17 protein-coding genes and 1 pseudogene are annotated in these 19,709 nt (G+C 42.4%); 9 read left to right on the forward strand and 9 right to left on the reverse strand.

All coding sequences use genetic code 11. From position 1 onward, the window contains the following. The first annotated feature begins 88 nt into the window (after positions 1-88). From OE749_RS15600 to OE749_RS15620, 5 genes are all read left to right on the forward strand, one after another. The gene (locus OE749_RS15600; protein ID WP_263713404.1) at positions 89-1,297 is read left to right on the forward strand and encodes an acyltransferase family protein; all 1,209 of its coding nucleotides are present in this window, start codon (positions 89-91) and stop codon (positions 1,295-1,297) included. A gap of 121 nt (positions 1,298-1,418) precedes the next feature. Further along, the gene (locus OE749_RS15605) at positions 1,419-1,721 is read left to right on the forward strand and encodes a hypothetical protein (protein ID WP_263713405.1); all 303 of its coding nucleotides are present in this window, start codon (positions 1,419-1,421) and stop codon (positions 1,719-1,721) included. A 432-nt stretch (positions 1,722-2,153) separates the two neighbouring features. After that, the gene (locus OE749_RS15610) at positions 2,154-2,897 is read left to right on the forward strand and encodes a glutathione peroxidase (protein ID WP_263713406.1); all 744 of its coding nucleotides are present in this window, start codon (positions 2,154-2,156) and stop codon (positions 2,895-2,897) included. Positions 2,898-3,034: 137 nt separating this feature from the next. Beyond that, positions 3,035-4,063, forward strand: coding sequence for an alpha/beta hydrolase (locus OE749_RS15615; RefSeq protein WP_263713407.1), 1,029 nt, complete (start codon positions 3,035-3,037; stop codon positions 4,061-4,063). Between the two features lie 10 nt (positions 4,064-4,073). Continuing rightward, positions 4,074-5,171: a glutathione S-transferase family protein gene (locus OE749_RS15620; RefSeq protein ID WP_263713408.1), complete on the forward strand. Its 1,098-nt coding sequence runs from the start codon at positions 4,074-4,076 to the stop codon at positions 5,169-5,171. A 611-nt stretch (positions 5,172-5,782) separates the two neighbouring features. On the opposite strand, the gene cysK is transcribed toward OE749_RS15620, so the two are convergent. After that, positions 5,783-6,751 (reverse strand): cysteine synthase A, encoded by a 969-nt coding sequence (cysK, locus tag OE749_RS15625; protein WP_263713409.1) that lies wholly within the window; start codon positions 6,749-6,751, stop codon positions 5,783-5,785. Between the two features lie 133 nt (positions 6,752-6,884). Between cysK and OE749_RS15630 the strand changes: the two genes are divergently transcribed. Next, positions 6,885-7,343, forward strand: a complete 459-nt coding sequence (locus OE749_RS15630; RefSeq protein WP_263713425.1) for an Lrp/AsnC family transcriptional regulator — start codon at positions 6,885-6,887, stop codon at positions 7,341-7,343. Between the two features lie 163 nt (positions 7,344-7,506). Here OE749_RS15630 and ispH read toward each other — a convergent pair whose 3' ends face one another. The 7 genes from ispH to OE749_RS15665 all read right to left on the reverse strand — a co-directional run bounded on the left by ispH (position 7,507) and on the right by OE749_RS15665 (position 15,612). Continuing rightward, positions 7,507-8,451, reverse strand: a complete 945-nt coding sequence (gene ispH, locus OE749_RS15635; RefSeq protein WP_263713426.1) for a 4-hydroxy-3-methylbut-2-enyl diphosphate reductase — start codon at positions 8,449-8,451, stop codon at positions 7,507-7,509. Positions 8,452-8,461: 10 nt separating this feature from the next. Continuing rightward, positions 8,462-8,899, reverse strand: coding sequence for an FKBP-type peptidyl-prolyl cis-trans isomerase (gene fkpB, locus OE749_RS15640; RefSeq protein WP_263713410.1), 438 nt, complete (start codon positions 8,897-8,899; stop codon positions 8,462-8,464). 1 nt (position 8,900) lies between these two features. Continuing rightward, complete coding sequence (lspA, locus tag OE749_RS15645; protein WP_263713411.1) at positions 8,901-9,410, reverse strand: signal peptidase II; 510 nt, start codon at positions 9,408-9,410, stop codon at positions 8,901-8,903. After that, a complete protein-coding gene (gene ileS, locus OE749_RS15650; protein ID WP_263713412.1) occupies positions 9,403-12,231 on the reverse strand; it encodes an isoleucine--tRNA ligase in 2,829 nt (942 codons plus the stop codon). The genes lspA and ileS overlap by 8 nt, the downstream gene beginning before the upstream one ends. Positions 12,232-12,268: 37 nt before the next feature. After that, positions 12,269-13,210 (reverse strand): bifunctional riboflavin kinase/FAD synthetase, encoded by a 942-nt coding sequence (gene ribF, locus OE749_RS15655; RefSeq protein ID WP_263713413.1) that lies wholly within the window; start codon positions 13,208-13,210, stop codon positions 12,269-12,271. 271 nt (positions 13,211-13,481) lie between these two features. After that, complete coding sequence (gene murJ, locus OE749_RS15660) at positions 13,482-15,050, reverse strand: murein biosynthesis integral membrane protein MurJ (protein ID WP_263713414.1); 1,569 nt, start codon at positions 15,048-15,050, stop codon at positions 13,482-13,484. A gap of 130 nt (positions 15,051-15,180) precedes the next feature. After that, on the reverse strand, positions 15,181-15,612 hold the full coding sequence (locus OE749_RS15665) for a CBS domain-containing protein (RefSeq protein ID WP_263713415.1): 432 nt from the start codon (positions 15,610-15,612) through the stop codon (positions 15,181-15,183). 185 nt (positions 15,613-15,797) lie between these two features. Here OE749_RS15665 and rpsT point away from each other — a divergent pair, with 185 nt between their 5' ends. The 3 genes from rpsT to OE749_RS15680 all read left to right on the forward strand — a co-directional run bounded on the left by rpsT (position 15,798) and on the right by OE749_RS15680 (position 19,239). Then, the gene (gene rpsT, locus OE749_RS15670; protein ID WP_263713416.1) at positions 15,798-16,058 is read left to right on the forward strand and encodes a 30S ribosomal protein S20; all 261 of its coding nucleotides are present in this window, start codon (positions 15,798-15,800) and stop codon (positions 16,056-16,058) included. A gap of 523 nt (positions 16,059-16,581) precedes the next feature. Further along, positions 16,582-17,385, forward strand: coding sequence for a UDP-2,3-diacylglucosamine diphosphatase (locus OE749_RS15675; protein ID WP_404828191.1), 804 nt, complete (start codon positions 16,582-16,584; stop codon positions 17,383-17,385). Positions 17,386-17,511: 126 nt separating this feature from the next. Further along, positions 17,512-19,239, forward strand: a complete 1,728-nt coding sequence (locus tag OE749_RS15680; RefSeq protein ID WP_263713418.1) for a lysophospholipid acyltransferase family protein — start codon at positions 17,512-17,514, stop codon at positions 19,237-19,239. 51 nt (positions 19,240-19,290) lie between these two features. Here the strand turns inward: OE749_RS15680 and OE749_RS15685 are convergent. Further along, positions 19,291-19,709 (reverse strand): annotated as a pseudogene (locus tag OE749_RS15685) (transposase); the annotation flags it as partial.

Here is a 19,709-nt window from a genome sequence, read left to right on the forward strand (position 1 = left end):
CCCTCTCCCTTGCCGCATAGCCATTTAGCGATGTTAATAGCCCCATGTGAGGTGCATTGTATAGAGAAACTATACATGGAGACTAAATATGCTATCAACTGAAAATACACGACGATATGACGTAGATTGGCTGCGTATTATCGCATTAGGCGTGCTTATTTTTTATCACTTAGGGATGTATTACGTTGCAGATTGGGAATGGCACTTAAAAAGCAGTAATCAAAGTGAATTTTTACAAGATCTGATGTTACTGGTTAATCCGTGGCGAATGTCGTTACTTTTTTTCATATCAGGCATGACATTGGCGCTAATTCAGCCTAAATATGACAATGTTTCGTTAATTCGCATTCGATGGAAGCGCTTAGGGATACCACTCATTTTTGGTATGTTAGTTATCGTGCCACCGCAACTCTATTATGAACTGAAATCCTCTATACATTACTCACAAGACTATGTGGATTTCTATCTTCACTACATAGATATTAATACAGCACTCGCCCCTCACAAGCAGTCGGTTCTGGGGCTAATCACATGGAATCATCTTTGGTATTTGGCGTACTTGCTCGTCTATACGTTTATTTATATTTTGTTTAGTCCGCTACTGACACGAGTCTGTTCCTCGAATTGGTTTCGCCATCTTTCTCCTGTCTATTTGTTATTAGCCGCCTTTTTGCTGCTTTTTCTGGTGAAAGCCTCATTGAGAAGCCAGTTTGAAGTGACAAACGCGTTACTGGATGATTGGTACAATCACGCTCGCTATTTTTTGATGCTGCTATGCGGTTTCATGCTTGTGTCGCATAAAACGACTTGGTTTTTATTAGAGGTTTATTGGAAACGCTGTTTTATGATAGCCTGCTGCACCTTCAGCTTTGGCATCATGGATAAGCACGGCTACTTTTCCACGCTGGCCTCATTATACGACAGTCATTTGACAGTCAGAGCGCTGTATTACTTTAATTCAACACTCAATACATGGGCATGGATATGCACCGCTATCGGTGCCGCGGCCTACTATTTAAACAAGCCGCACCGCTATCTAGCCATTTGCAATGAGTCCGTTTTGCCTATTTATATCTTGCATCAAACGCTCATTATCTTATTTGCCGTATGGCTTGCTCCATTCACTCTACCGCCGCTAGCAGAAGCCTTTGTTATTGTCTTACTTGTATTATGTGTGAGTGCCGCAGCTTTTCAGCTAATCAGACGAATAAACCTATTGCGCTTTTTGTTTGGACTATCACCCAATAAAACATTGTCTGGACACCCACTGCGCCTCAGGCCTGAAAACGTTGAATAATGATATGTCGCCATTCAAATGTATAAAGGTCGCGCCAAATCATAAAAACCGACCATAGGACAGTTAACGAAAATCAAAAATCATGTAAACATCAGAACCTGTTTTACAAAAGGAAAAGAGAATGAAAGGAATCATTAAATCTGAACTCTCAATTGACGAGCTTCACGCTGTATCTGGTGGCGTCGCAGCGAATATTGCAGGCGCCGTCGCTGGAGGTATAGGAGGTTTTTACGGATCAATTATTGGTGGTGGCAACAGTGCAAGTGGTTGGGATATTGCGGCAGGAACAGTAACAGGTATGGCTGCTGGATTTTTCAACCCCGTACGAGGATTTAGTTCCGCTGCAGTTTCCATTGGTGGAGGATTAGCAGGAGGAGGCATAACAAGCGTTACCAATAATATTAAACGACGTCTATCAGACTAACTATTTTATAAGAATCAAACGAGAGTCAATTAATTATGATCTGGGAACTTATATTGGCACCACTCATTGTCGTCATTGTATTTGCGTTAATCAAAAGAAAATTAGGAAAGAAATTGTTGGATGACTGGCCTAACACAATTAAAGGTAGTCGCCTTCTATCATCAGGACTCTTTTTCTTCACCATAACTGTTGCAGCAAGCTTAGTGGTGCTTATGCGATTATTACTAGGTTATTTTTATTGACTCTCTCGAAGGTACCTTAGCTAGTTTCAAAACAATGCTTGCCAACATCATATTCAGCTGGCTTATCCTCACTATTTCTTACGCCCTTTTAATCTGAAAATATAATCAAATAAATCTAAATTAATCTATTTTAACAACTTTAAAACCTGCTATCTTTGTTACAACAGTTACAAAACATGGAGATATATCAGTGTCTAATACGAACCGATTTAAAAATATTGAAGGACAGCACGTGCCTTCTGTTAGTTTTCCAGTCAGAGAGGGTGACGATTGGAAAGTCAGATCTAGTGATGATATTTTTAGCGGAAAAACCGTAATTGTATTTTCTCTTCCCGGTGCTTTTACGCCTACCTGTTCATCGACGCATCTTCCACGTTTTAACCAACTGGCCAGTACCTTTAAAGCGCAAGGTGTCGACGATATTGTTTGTATGTCAGTTAACGATACATTTGTTATGAATGCTTGGGCCTCTGACCAAGAAGCGGAAAATATCACACTTATTCCAGACGGTAATGGCGAATTTACTGAAGGTATGGGCATGTTGGTCAACAAGGCAGATCTGGGTTTTGGCCATCGCAGTTGGCGCTATTCTATGCTTGTTAAAGATGGTGTGATTGAAAAGATGTTTATTGAACCCGATGTGGAAGGGGATCCGTTTGAGGTGTCAGATGCTGATACCATGTTAAAGTATTTAGCACCTGAAGCAAAAGCGCCTGAGCCAGTCTCTGTCTTCACGAAACCAGGATGCCCATTCTGCGCTAAAGCAAAGAGTCTGTTGAAAGAAAATGGCCTCTCTTATGAAGAGATTGTGATGGGTAAAGATGCATCATTAGTTTCACTTAAAGCAATCACAGGAAGCGATTTAGTGCCCCAAGTTTTTATTGGCGGGAAACATATTGGCGGTAGTGACAAACTAGAAAGCTATTTTTCTTAGTCACTCCCCCTTTAAAAACAAAATATAATTGCAGCTAAGTCAGCCTGATTATTAATACTCAAATTAAAACTCATGCTGGCTTTTACACACTCTCCTGACTATAGTGAGCCCTTCTTCACTAAACAGGTTTATAAAAGATGAGATGGCTCATTTTTTTTATTATTTTCATCGGCTTATTCTGCAAGAACACATTTGCTTCCGAGCGTGCATGGCTAGACAAATTTAACGAAATCTATGAATCGAGCTTAGGACCCATGACGGTATGCCCAACAGACGAAAACTGGGTATACGCTCTTTGCTCAGATAAACTCAGAAACTCAGGCAATGCACCGTTCATACTGCATCATCAAAAGCCAACTAATAAAGTAATGGTGCTATTCCACGGATTAAGCGATTCACCGTTTTATTTAAAATCTATCGCGCCTTTTGCGCATAGCAGAGGTTTTACCGTGATTACCGCGCTATCACCAGGCCACGGCCTTCAGTCAGCAGATGATGCAATTAAAGCGAGTAAACTTAAAGAACAGTGGGTGGCTCATGCAGCAGATATTATTGAGTTTGCAAACGCTATCGGCTCTGAAGTGTGGGTAGGGGGATTCTCGACTGGCGGTGCAATAGCCACGTTTCACGCCCTTTCTCATCCAGATGAAGTAGATGGTTTAGTTCTATTTTCAGGCGCATTGCAGCTTTCTCCGTCTATTGAGCGCTTAGGTTCAATTTGGGGGATGCATTGGATTTTGAATCTTTTAGCTGACGACAATTATGCAGACAGCCCCAATCCATACAAATACAAACAAATTCCTAAGCCTGCTGCCTTCGAGCTTGTTCGTCTAATTAAAGATATCAGAAACCTAATTAACAACGACAAGCCTCTTTCATTACCTCTTTTCGCTGCTCACTCGCTCGCGGACAAAGCGACACTATGGCCTGGCGTTGAAAAGTTACTGGGTTACAACCAAGGCGTTTCAGAATCATTTTTAATTGAAGAATCCCTTGATGTTTGTCATGCTGATGTGGTTATCAACGCACCTCAATTATCTTTGATGGATTATGACAGCGAAAAGATCATTTCAATTGACAAGTGTGATAAGCCGCATGCAAATCCAAAGCATGCAATGATGATGAACGCGTTTACCGATTTTTTAGATACTCACGCAACTAACTGAGTTACACAGGATGTCAGAAGAATACACGTTATACGGCACACCGTTTTCAATGTATACGGGTAAAGCTCGTGCTTATTTTCAGGTTAAAGATATTCCCTATAACGAGGAATTCGCGTCGTTAAAAGTCTTTAAGAATATTATTATTCCTAAAACTGGCACGCGCTTCATTCCAGTGGTTAAAACACCTGACAACCTATTTCTTCAAGACACTGCCACAATCATTGACGAAATAGAAACAAAAAGTGCGAAGAATGCAATAGTTCCGACGCTACCTAAACGAAAGATCATCAGTTTAATATTCGAGCTTTGGGCTGACGAATGGCTAATCATTCCTGCTATGCATTATCGTTGGAACAAAGATAATTTTCCTTTTTTATATCAAGAGTTTGGGCGTATAGTTGCGCCTCATATGCCAAGTTTTGTCAGAGGGTATTTGGGTAAAAAAGTCGCACAGCGCTTTAAGGGATATGTACCTGCGCTTGGGATTACTGACCGCATGATTCCATCAATAGAGTCATGGTTTGAGAACACAGTATTACACTATCTAAATGCTCACTTTGAAAGGTCTCACTTTGTACTCGGAGACACACCCACTCTAGCTGATGTTAGTTTGATGGGGCCATTATTTGCCCATATGTATTTTGATCCAGCGCCAAAAGCGATGATGGAAAAAATAGCGCCAAACGTGTGTGATTGGATCAAGCGCATGCAAAATACAACGCTTGCTAATTTGACTGATGAAGTTGATGATTACATACCAGAAACCCTCACCCCCATTTTGACCAACATATTTGAAGAACATTGGCCGGTTCTGCTCAATACAGTTATCGAAATAGAGGAATGGGCGAACACATACCCTGATGAACATGATGTTCCCCGCTCAATTGGAAGGCATGGGTTTAGAATAGGGCATCAAAAAGGTTCGCGAGCGATATTGCCGTTTTCTCAGTGGAAACTTCAGCGGGTATTAGACACTTACCAGCAGTTACCAGAAAGCGATAAGCGCAATGTTGATGAGTTGTTGGTAAAAGTGAGGGGGGCGGATGCAATGCAATTTAAGATTAACAAACGGGTGGCACTGGAAAGAGGCAGATTGAAACTCATTTAATCAATGCAAGATAAATACAATGCGCTAGCAAACGGTAACACTTTCAGTAGTTGGTGCACTGACAATTAATTGCTTTTAAAGTAATAAAATACATCTCCTTAGCGCAACATTTCATTTTTAGACCTCATTAACGTTATTCAACCCGAAGTTGGAAGAATCCCAATGGTCAGACAGTGAGCCTCGTGGACACCCACTCCATATCGGTGAGGCTATGTGGACTTCCCCATGTTCTATACATTCGTCTAAATTAGGTGGGTGTCCGACTAGGATTTATAAAATACATCTCCTTAGCGCAACATTTCATTTTTAGACCTCATTAACGTTATTCAACCCGAAGTTGGAAGAATCCCAATGGTCAGACAGTGAGCCTCGTGGACACCCACTCCATATCGGAGCCCTCGTGTGAGCCTCGTGGACACCCACTCCATATCGGTGAGGCTATGTGGACTTCCCCATGTTCTATACATTCGTCTAAATTAGGTGGGTGTCCGACTAGGTTTTCCTCTATTTCGCCTTGCAATCTAGTGGGTGTCTGGATTGGAACTAAACTAAAAGAATAAAAAGGGGCACTCCCAAACAGGACAAGGAGCACCCGACAGGAATTAGGTTGGCTAATCACATCCCTCAAATAAGTCGGTACTAAAATAACGCTCAGCAGTGTCAGCCAAAATAGTGACAATCCTTTTTCCTCGCATATTTAACCGTTTGCCGACTGTGATTGAGGCAGAAACGGCCGCCCCCGAAGATATGCCAACAGGAAGCCCTTCTTTTTGCGCTAACGTTCTAGCAAAACACACCGCATCCTCATCAGATACAGTAATGATTTCATCTATTAATCGCTTTTCAAGAACATCAGGAACGTGTCCAGAACTCAACCCCTGAATTTTATGTACACCAGCCTTACCCTGACTTAATACAGGACAAGAAGCAGGCTCTACAGCAACCACATGCAGATTTGGGTTCTTTTGCTTCAAGCAGCGCGCTATGCCCGTTAGAGTACCACCAGTACCTACACCCGCCACCATCACATCAATATGGCCCGCGGAGTCGCGCCAAATTTCTTCCGCTGTTGTTAATGCGTGAGTATCTGGGTTGGCTTTGTTTGCAAATTGATCGAGCATAACGGCATGTGGGCGACTCTCTAACAAAGACTTTGCTTTATCTATCGCTCCTTTGGTACCCAACTCTCTCGGCGTCGTGATGACCGTTGCACCATACAACTTCATCAGCTTTCTCCGCTCGATAGACATATGCTCTGGAATACAAATAGTGATTGGAATACCCCGAGTCGCGCACAACCATGCACAGGCAACTCCATTATTACCAGATGTAGCCTCAACAATTTCAGTCTTGCTATTGAAGCTTTTCGACATCATCAATGCATCAATCATTGCTTTTGCGGGTCTGTCTTTGATTGAGCCAGCTGGATTGAAATATTCTACTTTTGCAATAAGCTGAGCATGCAATTTATAAAGTTGCTCAATTCGTTGCAGTTGAACCATAGGTGTATTGCCAATGGTCTCTGTAATATCTGCGTAAATGTGCCCAGCTTCAGTATGATGAATACGTTGATGTTGCATGTTGCTGCCTTCATTTCACTAATGTATTAATCATGGCAGAAAAAATAAAAATTAAATTCTTTAATTTTTGTTTAACATGTTCTTTAATAGAATCTAATTCCCATAAAGCATTAAGCATGTGAAAAATATTCCAATTGATAGATTCGACAAAGAAATTATTCGTATTCTTCAACAAGATTGTACTTTACCGGTGGCAGAAATTGCTGGGCTAGTGGGATTGTCTACAACACCATGTTGGCGCCGTATACAGCAACTGGAGAAGAACGGAGTTTTGCGCAAACGGGTGGCCATAGTTTCTCCCGATGCGATGAATCTCGGCATGACTGTTTTTGTACAAGTGAAAGCTGCAAAACATGATGCTCAGTGGTTGACAAGATTTGCACAACACGCATCTGACTTGGAAGAGGTACTAGAATTTTATCGTATGAGCGGTGAATACGATTATATGCTTAAAGTTCTGGTGCCAGATATGAAAGCATTTGATTTGTTTTATAAGAAGTTAGTGGGAGGCATTGACTTGTCCGATGTAACATCTAGCTTTGCAATGGAGCAGATTAAGTACACCACCGCACTTCCTGTGGAGTATTGCTAACTAAAAGTGCAAAACCATAATGCCTTTTTGAAGGCCGTGTTTGTAAGTACTTCTCTTTATACAAAAAACGCTACTCATTGCTTACGCAGATACACTGCGAAAACCAAGAAGTAGCGCTATTTACAATTTATGTCAGTGACTATAATACCAAGCGTTTACTGAATTATCCTACTTGTTTAATACGCAGTTCTTTGGGAACAGCAAATTGAACATTCTCTTCACGCCCTTCTCTTTCTGTGGCCTTCACAGCTCCCCAAGAAATCAGTTTATCCACCACCGCTTTAACCAACACTTCTGGCGCTGAGGCCCCAGCGGTTATGCCAATATGCTCACACCCTTCAAACCACTCTGGCTTTACGCAATCTTGCCCAGCAATAAGGTAGGATTTGGCGCCGATTTTTTCCGCTAGTTCTCTTAGACGGTTTGAGTTACTACTATTTTGCGCACCGACAACTAACACCACATCACAATCTTGAGCAAGCTCTCTCACTGCGTCTTGTCGATTTTGTGTAGCGTAGCAAATATCATCTTTTCGAGGCCCCTGAATATGTGGAAACTTTTCTCTCAAAGCATCAATCACATCGGCGGTATCATCAACGGAAAGTGTTGTCTGGCTACAATAGTAAAGTTTTGTCGGATCCTTCACTTCTAATGTAGAAACATCATCCACCGACTCTACCAAGTAGATACCGCCTGCGGGGTTATCGTATTGTCCCATGGTGCCTTCAACTTCAGGATGACCTTGATGCCCTATGAGCACGCACTCAGTGCCTGACTTGCTCGCACGCATAACCTCCATGTGCACTTTTGTTACGAGAGGACAGGTAGCGTCAAACACTTTCAATCCTCGTTCATCAGCTTCTTGTCTTACCGCCTGAGATACGCCGTGCGCTGAAAAAATGACGATGCTGTCGTCTGGAACTTCATTTAGCTCATCAACGAAACAAGCGCCACGTTTACGCAGTCCATCCACTACAAACTTATTGTGTACTACTTCATGACGAACATAAATTGGTGGAGAAAACATTTCTAATGCTCGCTCAACGATTGTTATTGCACGATCTACGCCTGCACAAAAACCACGAGGGTTAGCTAAATGAATTTGCATCATCAGTTCTCTAGTTACTTACCGATAAAATTTCGACATCAAAAATGACTGTTTGTCCGGCCAATGGGTGATTAAAGTCAACCGTTACTGAGTCGCCTTCACAAGCACGGATGATACCAGGAACTTGCGAACCATCAGGCTGTGAAAACGCGATAATCGTTCCCGCCTCTAGTGGTGTGTCTGAATCAAACCTAGTGCGATCCATGTGATGAATATTGTCTGGATTGGGTTGACCGAAAGCATCATCCGCAGACAGAGTAAACGCTTTCTTATCTCCCTCTTTTAGACCAAGCAAGCATGCTTCGAAATTTGAAGTTAAGCTCCCATCACCCATAACCAACTTTGCAGGTTTGTTATGCACTCTTGTGCTATCTGCTGCCGAGCCATCTTCTAATTTCAAGTCAAAATGCATTAGCACTTCGCTCTTTTCGTTAATCACATTGCTCATTTTACTGCTCTTGCACCGAGGCGTTTTTCTCATCGCCGTTTTTAAACATATCGATAATTAATAAAACCGCGCCCACACATATCGCGCTATCTGCGATATTGAACGCTGGCCAATGCCATTGCTGATAATAAACGTCTAAAAAGTCAATAACGTATCCGTATACCAACCGATCGTAAACATTACCTAGTGCGCCTCCCAATATGAGCGCAAACGCAACCGATAGCATCACTTGATCGCGTTTAAGACCTTTCATCCACCACAATAATAATCCACTCACGACAACGGCGATTGTGGTAAAAAACCAGCGCTGCCAACCGCCAGCATCAGCTAGAAAACTAAACGCTGCGCCATAATTATGCACATGAGTTAAATTGAAAAAAGGCGTAACCTGAATCGCTTGATACAACTCAATGTGCGCAACTACAGCTTGCTTTGTCCACTGGTCGGCGATAAATGCAATAATCGCCAACCACAGAAAACGCAACCCAGACCCTTTAATTGCATTAAGCATATTCGCGTTGCTCACCTTTACCATCGACATTGTCAATACATCTACCACAAAGCTCTGGGTGAGCAGCATGACTGCCTACATCTTCGCGATGGTGCCAGCAACGAACGCACTTTTCCCCTTCTGAAGACTTCACTGATAACCATACACCCTCAATGTCTGTGGCTGACGCATCTGCTGGAGCATTATCTGCCACAACAACATTAGCCGCAGAAGTAATGAATACGAATCTCAATTCGTCTTTTAATTTGGTCAACTGTTGGGCAATGTCTTCTTTAGCGTAAACCGTAATTTCCGCTTCTAGGGAGCCTCCGATATTTCCTTCTTTACGTTGCAACTCGATCAAACGGTTTACTTCCGTTTTAACTTCAAGGACTTGCTGCCAAAATGCATTGTCGAAATCACCGTCTTCCTTGGCCTTGTTTAGTCCTTCATACCACGTTCCCGTGAAGACGAACTCATCACGGTTGCCAGGCATAGCTTCCCATATTTCTTGAGCCGTAAAACTCATGACCGGCGCCATCCAACGAACTAACGCTTCAACAATGTGATAAAGCGCAGTTTGGCATGAGCGTCGAGCGTGACTATCGGTTTTCGCCGTATATTGACGGTCCTTAATAATATCCAAATAGAAGCTACCCATTTCAATTGAGCAGAATTGCATCATTTTTTGGCAAGCCACGAGCAAGTCGTATTTCTCATAAGCTGCGATAATATCTTGCTGGAACGATGCCGCGCGCGCTACTGCCCATTTGTCTAGTTCGACCATATCATCGAATGCAACTTGGTCTTTTGCTGGGTCAAAACCACTCAAATTAGCTAACAAGAAACGCGCTGTATTACGAATACGACGATAGGCATCGGCTGAACGCTTCAAAATCTCGTCTGAAACAGCAATTTCACTACGATAATCCGTCGATGCCACCCACAAGCGCAGAATATCGGCGCCTAGTTTGTTGATCACTTGCTGAGGTGCAACCACATTCCCCAAAGACTTAGACATTTTCTTGCCTTGGGCGTCTACCGTGAAGCCGTGAGTCAATACTTGCTTATAAGGGGCATGACCTTTCTCTGCAACCGATGTCATAAGTGATGACATAAACCAGCCACGATGCTGATCCGAACCCTCTAAGTACAAGTCTGCTGATGCAGGAATATCTTTACGACAATCTACAACAAAGTGATGAGTCACACCAGAATCAAACCAAACGTCAAGTGTATCCATCACTTTTACGTAGGTAGCAGCATCATCACCGAGCATGTCTTTAGTGTCGATGTCCCACCACGCTTGAATACCTTCCTTTTCTACGCGTTCAGCCACTTTTTCAATTAGCGTGTCTGTTTCAGGATGCAAGTCACCAGTATCTTTGTGAACAAACAGTGCGATAGGTACACCCCAAGTACGCTGACGGGAAATACACCAGTCAGGGCGTCCTTCGACCATACTCGCAATGCGGCTCTCACCCCACTCAGGTATCCACTGCGTTTTTTTGATTTCATTCAATGAAGCATCACGCAAACCATTTTTGTCCATGCTTACAAACCATTGAGGTGTCGCACGGAAGATAATAGGCGTTTTATGTCGCCAACAATGCGGATAGCTATGCTCATACGCATGATGATGCACCAATGTTCCTGTAGACTTTAATGCCTCGATGATAGCGTCATTGGCTTTAAACACATGAGTGCCAGCAAATTGCTCAACTGAATCAAGGTAAACGCCGTTACCACCCACAGGGTTGTACACCTCTAACTTGTACTTTTGGCCCACGTTAAAGTCATCTACACCATGGCCTGGCGCAGTATGTACACAGCCCGTACCCGAATCAGTAGTAACGTGATCGCCAAGGATCATAGGTACCGTACGAGAATAGAATGGGTGAGACAACTGCGTTAAATCCAGGTCTGCACCGATACAGTGACCCAAAGCGTGATAGTGCTCAAAGCCAAAGCGATCCATGCATGCTTTCATTAGCTCAGCCGCAACAATCAGTCGCTCTTTGCCGCTTTCACCTTCCACTTGTACAAGTACATATTCTAATTTTGGGCTGACACACACAGCTTGGTTAGCTGGAAGGGTCCAAGGCGTGGTCGTCCAGATAACAACTGAGACCGGGCCTTCGCCAGGATGCCCCTCAGGGTGATTAAACTTTTCTACCAGCGCGTCACCATCGACAGCGCTGAAACGTACATCAATGGATGGGGAGGTTTTATCTTGATACTCCACTTCAGCTTCAGCCAAAGCAGATCCACAATCTGTACACCAATGAACGGGTTTAAAACCTTTTTCTAAATGCCCAGATTTAACAATACTCCCCAATGCACGAATAATGTTCGCCTCAGATGAGAAATCCATCGTTTTGTATGGGTTTTCCCAGTCACCTAGTACCCCCAAACGAATAAAGTCGGCTTTTTGACCATCGATTTGCTTTTGAGCGTACTCGCGGCATTTATGTCTGAACTCTGCTGCCGTTACTTTTTTACCTGGCTTGCCTACCTTCTTTTCTACTTGCAGTTCGATTGGTAATCCATGGCAATCCCATCCCGGTACATAAGGTGAGTCGAAATCAGACAAGGTTTTTGCTTTAACAATAACGTCTTTAAGAATCTTATTTACTGCGTGACCAATGTGAATGTCACCATTTGCATAGGGAGGGCCGTCATGCAAAATAAAAGGTGTTTTTCCCTGCTTTGCGGCACGAATCTTTTGATACAGCTCTTTTTCGGTCCATTGCTGTAGCATTTTTGGTTCGCGTTGAGCAAGGTTTCCGCGCATCGGAAACTCTGTCTCTGGCAAATTCAGTGTATGTTTATAGTCACTCATTGATAATAAAATCCAATTACCAGCTTTAGCTGTTTCGTTATTTAATCGTTGCTAGAACATGCTTTGCATGCTCAACATCATTTAAAATCTGTTCTTTTAACTGCTCAAATGACGCAAATCGCGCTTCTTCTCTGAGTTTGGCCACCAATTGAACAGAAATAAAGGTGCCATATATCACATTCGAATAATCAAAAATGTGTACTTCCAGTTGTGAGCGCTGACCGTTGACCGTTGGTCGTGTACCTATGTTGGCCACCCCTTTAAAGCGCTTACCTTCAACCAGAACGTAAACTGCAAATACACCGCTGACAGGTGCTTTACACCGTTTCAACAATACATTAGCAGTAGGAAAACCTATTGTACGCCCTTTCTTGTCGCCATGAACTACTTTGCCATTAATGGCAAAGGGGCGCCCAAGCATGTGCTCTGCCTCCTCAAAATCCGTATGAGATTTTGCACCATGAAGTGCTTCACGAATGGCTGTAGAGCTTATTCTGCATGCCTTCAGGCGAAAACTTTGGGTGCTGACCACATCGAAGTTGCACTTTTTACCTTCTTCGACCAGCATGGCAAAATCGCCACTACGCCCTTTTCCAAATTTAAAGTCATCACCGACGACAAGAAATTTAATTCCAAGCTTTTTAACCAGCAGCTCTTCGACAAAAAATTCCGCACTTAAGTTGGAAAATCGTGTGTCAAATTTCACACACAATAACCTATCAACGCCCAACTCTTTGAGTTGAGAATACTTATCTCTCAAGCGAGACAATCGCGCAGGTGCTCGCGCAGGCGCGAAAACTTCTTCGGGTTGTGGCTCGAACACCATCACAGTTGCTGGTAATTTCAGCTCTCTGGCTTTACTTACCAAATTAGCAATAACAGCTTGATGACCCAAGTGCACGCCATCGAACTTTCCAATCGTTAAGACGGTGCCAAAATGGCGATCGCGAATGTTGTGTAAGCCGCGGATTAATTCCACTAGAACCCTCAATGTGTCGACTATATTGCGAACACGAACACAATGATATGAGTGGTAAACACTTCCTCACGTTACGGGTTAACATGCAAAATGTAACAACCGCGCATATTCTGCTCGTAAAACCGCTGATTATAACTAACTATGCAGTGAATAAAAGAGGGATAAGAGCTTCTGGTACAAATTCTTCGTCAATCAACCGAACGTCGCTAGGGTTAATGTGTATTCTATTGCAATACGCTATATACCACTTTTCAGTTTCGATGAACTCGCTCTAGCGCTTAGCTTGATATCCTTTTAGGTGACTTGGCCTCATCCCCACTGCAAACAACGCAATAAAGAATGTTGTTGCACCAATACCAATCAAACCGGACAACCATAATATTTTTTCAGGTAAAGAAAAAAGATACCAATCCGACATGGGTGGCTTAAAAAGTAGGATTATGGCGACCATCGACAACGTTCCAAAAGCAATTCGGCTAATAGCAAATACACTCTCTCTCGTTACAGAGTAAATCCCCAATTGATGAAGTTTTGTATATAGCAGGATCGCATTCATTGTGGCCGACAACGCCGTGGCAATGGCCAGTCCTACGTAACCAAAAGGAATCGCAAGTAGCAGATTGAACGCCATATTTGCAGCCATACACCAAATCCCAAACTTTACGGGAGTCTTCATGTCTTGGCGCGAGAAAAAGCCGGGGGCCAGCACTTTTATCAACATAAAACTTAAAAGCCCGGATGCATAGGCGATCAAACTATATGAAGAGAGCGTTGCATCTTGGACTGTAAAGGCGCCATGACTAAAAATAGTAAGTAGCATAGGTTCAGCAAGTACCATCAAACCAGCAGCTGCAGGAATACCTAACAAACACACCATTTTAACTGCCCAGTCAATATTTCCGGCAAATGCATGGCTGTCTTTGCTCACGTGGTTTGCTGATAATGTTGGAAGAATCACCGTTGCAATAGCGATACCGAAGAGCCCTAATGGGAATTCTAATAGGCGATCAGAATAATAGAGCCAACTGATAGACCCCGTTACAAGAAAGCTTGCAATAAATGTGTCGAACAACAAATTTAATTGACCAACGGATACGCCAAATAACGCAGGCACCATAAGTTTTCTAACTTTCGTCACTTTTTCATCTCGCCATGCCCAAGTTGGTTTCACCAACACACCTGCCCGGTATAAAAATGGTACCTGGAACAACAGCTGCACAAGCCCCCCAATAAAAACGCCCCATGCCAAAGCAAAAGCGGGTTGCTGAAAATGCGGAGAGAGATAAATGGCACATGAAATAATTGAGATATTCAACAAAACCGGAGTAAACGCAGCAACGGCAAAACGGTTTAATGTATTTAGGATGGCACCCGATAACCCTGTTAATGAAATGAAAAATAGATAGGGAAACGTAATTTTTAACATGAGAGAGGCAAGCTCAAATTTCGCTCCCTCGGGATCACTATCTAAATATGACAAAAACCAACCAGTGCCAAATATTGCGGCAATAACTGGCGAAAAAATTACGCCGAAGAGCGTCACTAGGGTAACAATTACGCCAAGCGTGCCAGCAGTGCGAGCGATAAACATTCGCAAGTCGCTCAATTCCCCTTCAGCCTTAACCTCAGCTAATACAGGAATAAAAGCTTGAGCAAAAGCCCCTTCGGCGAATAGCCTGCGTAAAAAGTTGGGAATTTTATTAGCGAAGAAAAATACATCAGCAGCGGCTCCGGCTCCCATGATATTAGCTACAACCACATCTCGTACTAACCCTAAAATGCGCGAGATGAATGTCATCGCACTAACGATAACCCCAGACTTAAGCAATTTACTGGACAAACCCTATCCTATCTCAAAGAAAAAACGTCAGTATTATGCGTGAAACTATCGGGAAGCGTCCAGAAATGGCTACGCCTTTCATAGTAAAAACTTCATTGGTTCTCCATTATTCATCGAAAAAATTTAAACACTATTCTTTTTCGTTCAATAATTGTGCCGCCAGCTTAACAAAATCGCTGGATGTAACCATTCCTAACAATCTATTTTCTTCATCAACCACAGGTAGACACCCATGTTTGTTATCAACAAAAAAGGTTACGACGTCCTTAAGCAAATCATTTTCTTTAACCGTTGTGTAGTCGTGCGTTGCGACTTCCATGATACTCGTCTGCGCTTCATGCTGTGACAATGTCTTACCGCCATATAGCGCTAATGCACTCATTACCTTGGCAATCATTGCCTTTTGCGTAACCACTGCCACCAACTTACCAGTAAGCTGATCAACCACTGGTAAGTGGCGAATACCTTTATCTCTCGTAATTTGGTGCGCATCTTCTAATGTTGCGCCCTGATTTAACTTAACTAGCTTTGTCGTCATAATATCTTTTACGAGCAATGACATAGATTCCTATCTCCCTAGCGATTAATAATGCACCTCTCAAATTAGCAAAGGCAAAATCGAAAGCAAAGACTTTATTTTAAAGGGCAAATATGCACAATAATCAGACAAAATTGTTTGACAAATTGCCCCAGTGAAGGCACAATCCGCACCCTTAATTTTGACTAGATCTTTTTCAGGAGTTTCCCTTGGCTAACATTAAGTCTGCTAAGAAACGTGCAATCCAGGCCGAGAAGCGTCGTCAGCACAACGCTAGCCGCCGTTCAATGATGCGTACATACCTTAAGAAAACTGTAGCTGCTATTGCTGCAGGTGACAAAGAAGCTGCAACTACTGCTTTTGCTGCTGCTACGCCAATCCTTGACCGTATGGCAAGCCGTGGTCTTATCCACAAAAACAAAGCTGCACGCCACAAGAGCCGTCTAGCTGCGCAAATCAAAGCGCTATAATTTGCACGAAATGCAATAAAGAAAGAGCGCCTTATGGCGCTTTTTTTGTAAGAGCTGACTACAGCCCCGCTTCCCCTAAATATTGAATTCGATACTTCTTTTACGAATCCTATTATTTACGTCAGTGTTTAATCAAAAAATTCGACCGACTACCTTAGATACCTATCCTTTGTTTGGCTTTTTCCAACGTGGACACCCACCTAAATTAGCTTTAGTTAAAAAGTATCTTAGACACCCACTATCCCAATTAGCCCCTGTCCGCTTCCCCCGCTCAGATACTGGGCGATCTTATAGTGTGGCACAGGCTACTAGCCTGCAATATCAAAATTTTGGAGTAATTTTTCATAAACTTTTGAAGAGATAATGATGGGTGTCCAAAAAGAGAAGAGTACCTAGCAAAATGCATCCATAATGCTTGTGACATTGTCATTAATTGTCCATAAATCATTCACTGAGTCTTAAAACAACGTTAATCAATATGTCACTCTGCCTTCTCAAACTAAAGCTACCGGATTAGGAGAGTATCATGCACAAATACTATAAAACGGTATGGATTTCCGACATTCACTTAGGTAGTAAAGACTGTAAAGCAGACTATTTACTTACCTTTCTCAACCAAACGACAATCGGAACACTCTATCTTGTTGGTGATATTGTTGATATGTGGGCAATGAGCAAACAATTTAGATGGCCCGAATCACATAACCAAGTGTTACATAAGATACTAAGTCTGTCTGAGAGTGGCTGCAAGGTGATCTATCTACCAGGAAACCATGACGCTCCATTTCAACAATATGATGGAATGGCATTCGGTCATATTGACGTAAAAAGAGAAGACATCCACACGACAATTGACGGACGCAAATTATTGGTTCTTCATGGAGATCAATTTGATGAGGAAGTCTGCTTTGGAAAATTTCATGCTTGGATCGGAGATAAAGGGTATGATCTACTCCTATTTGTAAATAGGTGGTACAACCGCTTTCGAACATGGAAGGGACTACCTTATCGGTCTTTGGCGGGATACCTTAAGAAACATATCAAAGGCGCAAACAAAGCTATCTCTCGTTACAGAGCAGCCTGTTGTAACCGCGCAAAAAAACTTCAACTTGACGGCGTTGTATGTGGACACATCCATTTCCCTGAAATTTCTAATGAAAATGGAATTGCGTACCACAATGATGGTGACTGGATAGAGAGTTGCTCTGCATTGGTTGAAAATGAAAAAGGAAACATAGACTTAGTCTACTTCGCTCATTCATCTGGGGACTGTATTAAATCTAAACAAATACAACTCGAAAAAATACCAAATAAAAAAGCAGCTTGATGTTTCTTAATCAGAGATTACGCAAATAAAAATCGCGATGTCATAAAAACGACATCAAATATGCACCAATTCGTCACAACAGAAAATTATACTTAGGGTGGGTTTAAACATAATAGAACTACACCTATGTTTACTGTAGATGAAGTACTCACAAAGCATTATCCGCACATTCAAAAAAAGCCTTGGTTATTCAAGTCCATCAGTTTTGTTCTACGCCATTTACTTCATGAGCAAGAAATCCAAGAATTTGGCGACACCTACCCCAATGTGCAAGGTCTCGATTTTGTTGAGCAGGTACTAGAATATTTTAAAATTAGCTATTCAGCTCGTGATATTGAAAAAGAGAGAATTCCAAGTCAAGGCTCCGTTGTAATCATTGCAAATCACCCAATTGGTTCACTTGATGCGCTAGCGCTAATCAAGCTCATTAGCGAAGTGAGGAGAGACATAAAAGTCGTAGCCAATCATATGCTAATGACTATATCGCCTCTACATGAAATGTTATTGCCAGTAAATAATATGCAAGGTGGTACGCCCAAGGATCATTTAACAGCCATACAGAACCATTTGAAGGACAACGGTGCACTCCTTATATTTCCCTCTGGGGAGGTGTCACGACTACGCCCACAAGGAGTAAGGGATACTAAATGGCGAAGCGGATTTCTTCGTATCGCAAAGCAAGCCAAAGCGCCTATTCTGCCAGTTTACATAGATGCAAAAAACTCGCCTATTTTTTATGGCATTTCGATGCTTCATAAACCCTTAGCTACGATGCTTCTGGTAACAGAAATGTTTAAACAGAAACAGAAACACCTTCCAATGCGAATAGGCGAACTCATTCCCTATGAGTCTTTTCACCGCCCCAAAGTAACACATGGGCAAATTATAAATTTATTTAAGCGACACTTATACAGAATAGGTGCAGGTAAAAAAGGCGTGTTTCAAACACAATCAGCTGTAGCTTTGCCAGAGGATCGTGCAGTTTTGTGTCAAGCTATCAAGAGAGAATGTGAAAAACTTGGTGAAACCGCTGACGGAAAAATCATATATCTATATCGCCATACCCGCAGCTCTCCCATAATGCGTGAGCTAGGCAGGCTCCGAGAAATCGCATTTAGAGCAGTCGGAGAGGGAAGCAATAGCCGTAGAGATATTGATAAATATGACAGCGATTATTTTCATTTACTTCTGTGGGATCGGGATGATCTAGAAATTGCTGGTGCTTATCGACTAGGTGATGCAAAGGCCTTAATTGAATCTAAAGGCTTAGAGGGGCTCTATTCGAACAGTTTGTTTCAATACGGCGACAAAATGGATGTCTACTTTGAGAATGGCCTGGAACTCGGCCGCAGCTTTGTACAACCAAAGTACTGGGGAAAACGTAGTTTGGATTATTTGTGGTTCGGTATTGGTGCATTTCTATCCCATAACCCACAATATCGATTTTTGTTCGGGCCAGTTAGCTTGAGTGATGCATATCCCAAAGCAGCTAAAGATCTACTTATACAGTTTTATCAAATATATTTTGGCGGAGAATCTGACATCGCTAGTCCTAGGACACCCTACCATCTTCCCCCAGAATTACACCTCATGTTTGAAGGCAAAAACTACAAAGAAGACTTCGCCAATTTAAAACATCTACTAGCTAACATGGGAGTAGCTGTCCCAACACTCTATAAGCAGTACTCAGAAATCTGTGAACCAGAGGGCGTAAAATTTCTAAGTTTTAACATTGATCCTGATTTTAACAACTGCATTGATGGTCTCGTGGTAGTAGACACCCACCTTTTGAAACCAAAGAAAAAAGAACGTTACTTACCTAACTCAACCATCAATAAAGCACGGTCAACGTAATTGGCTATGGCTCGCATGCCGCTGTTTTCTGAGTCGTTTTAAGAATCATTTTCAAAGTATCTCGACGCGCCCCCTAAACATCGCTTCGAAATTTGAAGATAACTGACTCCACAAAGTCCGCGACAAATTCATTTTTGTTAATAGTGGAGTTTGAGTCTTCAAAAAGTCAACCTCATGATTGAGGAAATCGCCTCTTTTAAAACCAGTTAACGCCAGCACATGAAGATAGTCCTGTAAGCAAACCACAGAATTTTGATGCTTGGTGAAAAATATATCTCTTAAATCCACTATAATCTGAGAGCTTTGTGATCGATTTGCTGAGTGTAATCGCCTTTTAATGCTCGTGTAGTCGGAGTTTTCAAGGGTACTTGCTATTCCAGCTCGAATGGGATTTAAATCTACATAGGCCATGCAAGCCAGTACAGCCCGCTCATTCAATAACGCTTGAGACTTAAATCTGCCCTCCCAAA

This window comes from Fluctibacter corallii (assembly GCF_025751585.1).
Lineage (GTDB): Bacteria > Pseudomonadota > Gammaproteobacteria > Enterobacterales > Alteromonadaceae > Fluctibacter_A > Fluctibacter_A corallii.

Coding starts and splice junctions, on each gene's coding strand:
- OE749_RS15600 (WP_263713404.1), top strand. CDS start 89: ATGCTATCAACTGAAAATACACGACGATATGACGTAGATTGGCTGCGT.
- OE749_RS15605 (WP_263713405.1), top strand. CDS start 1,419: ATGAAAGGAATCATTAAATCTGAACTCTCAATTGACGAGCTTCACGCT.
- OE749_RS15615 (WP_263713407.1), top strand. CDS start 3,035: ATGAGATGGCTCATTTTTTTTATTATTTTCATCGGCTTATTCTGCAAG.
- OE749_RS15620 (WP_263713408.1), top strand. CDS start 4,074: ATGTCAGAAGAATACACGTTATACGGCACACCGTTTTCAATGTATACG.
- cysK (WP_263713409.1), bottom strand. CDS start 6,751: ATGCAACATCAACGTATTCATCATACTGAAGCTGGGCACATTTACGCA.
- ispH (WP_263713426.1), bottom strand. CDS start 8,451: ATGCAAATTCATTTAGCTAACCCTCGTGGTTTTTGTGCAGGCGTAGAT.
- fkpB (WP_263713410.1), bottom strand. CDS start 8,899: ATGAGCAATGTGATTAACGAAAAGAGCGAAGTGCTAATGCATTTTGAC.
- lspA (WP_263713411.1), bottom strand. CDS start 9,410: ATGCTTAATGCAATTAAAGGGTCTGGGTTGCGTTTTCTGTGGTTGGCG.
- ileS (WP_263713412.1), bottom strand. CDS start 12,231: ATGAGTGACTATAAACATACACTGAATTTGCCAGAGACAGAGTTTCCG.
- OE749_RS15665 (WP_263713415.1), bottom strand. CDS start 15,612: ATGTCATTGCTCGTAAAAGATATTATGACGACAAAGCTAGTTAAGTTA.
- OE749_RS15680 (WP_263713418.1), top strand. CDS start 17,512: ATGTTTACTGTAGATGAAGTACTCACAAAGCATTATCCGCACATTCAA.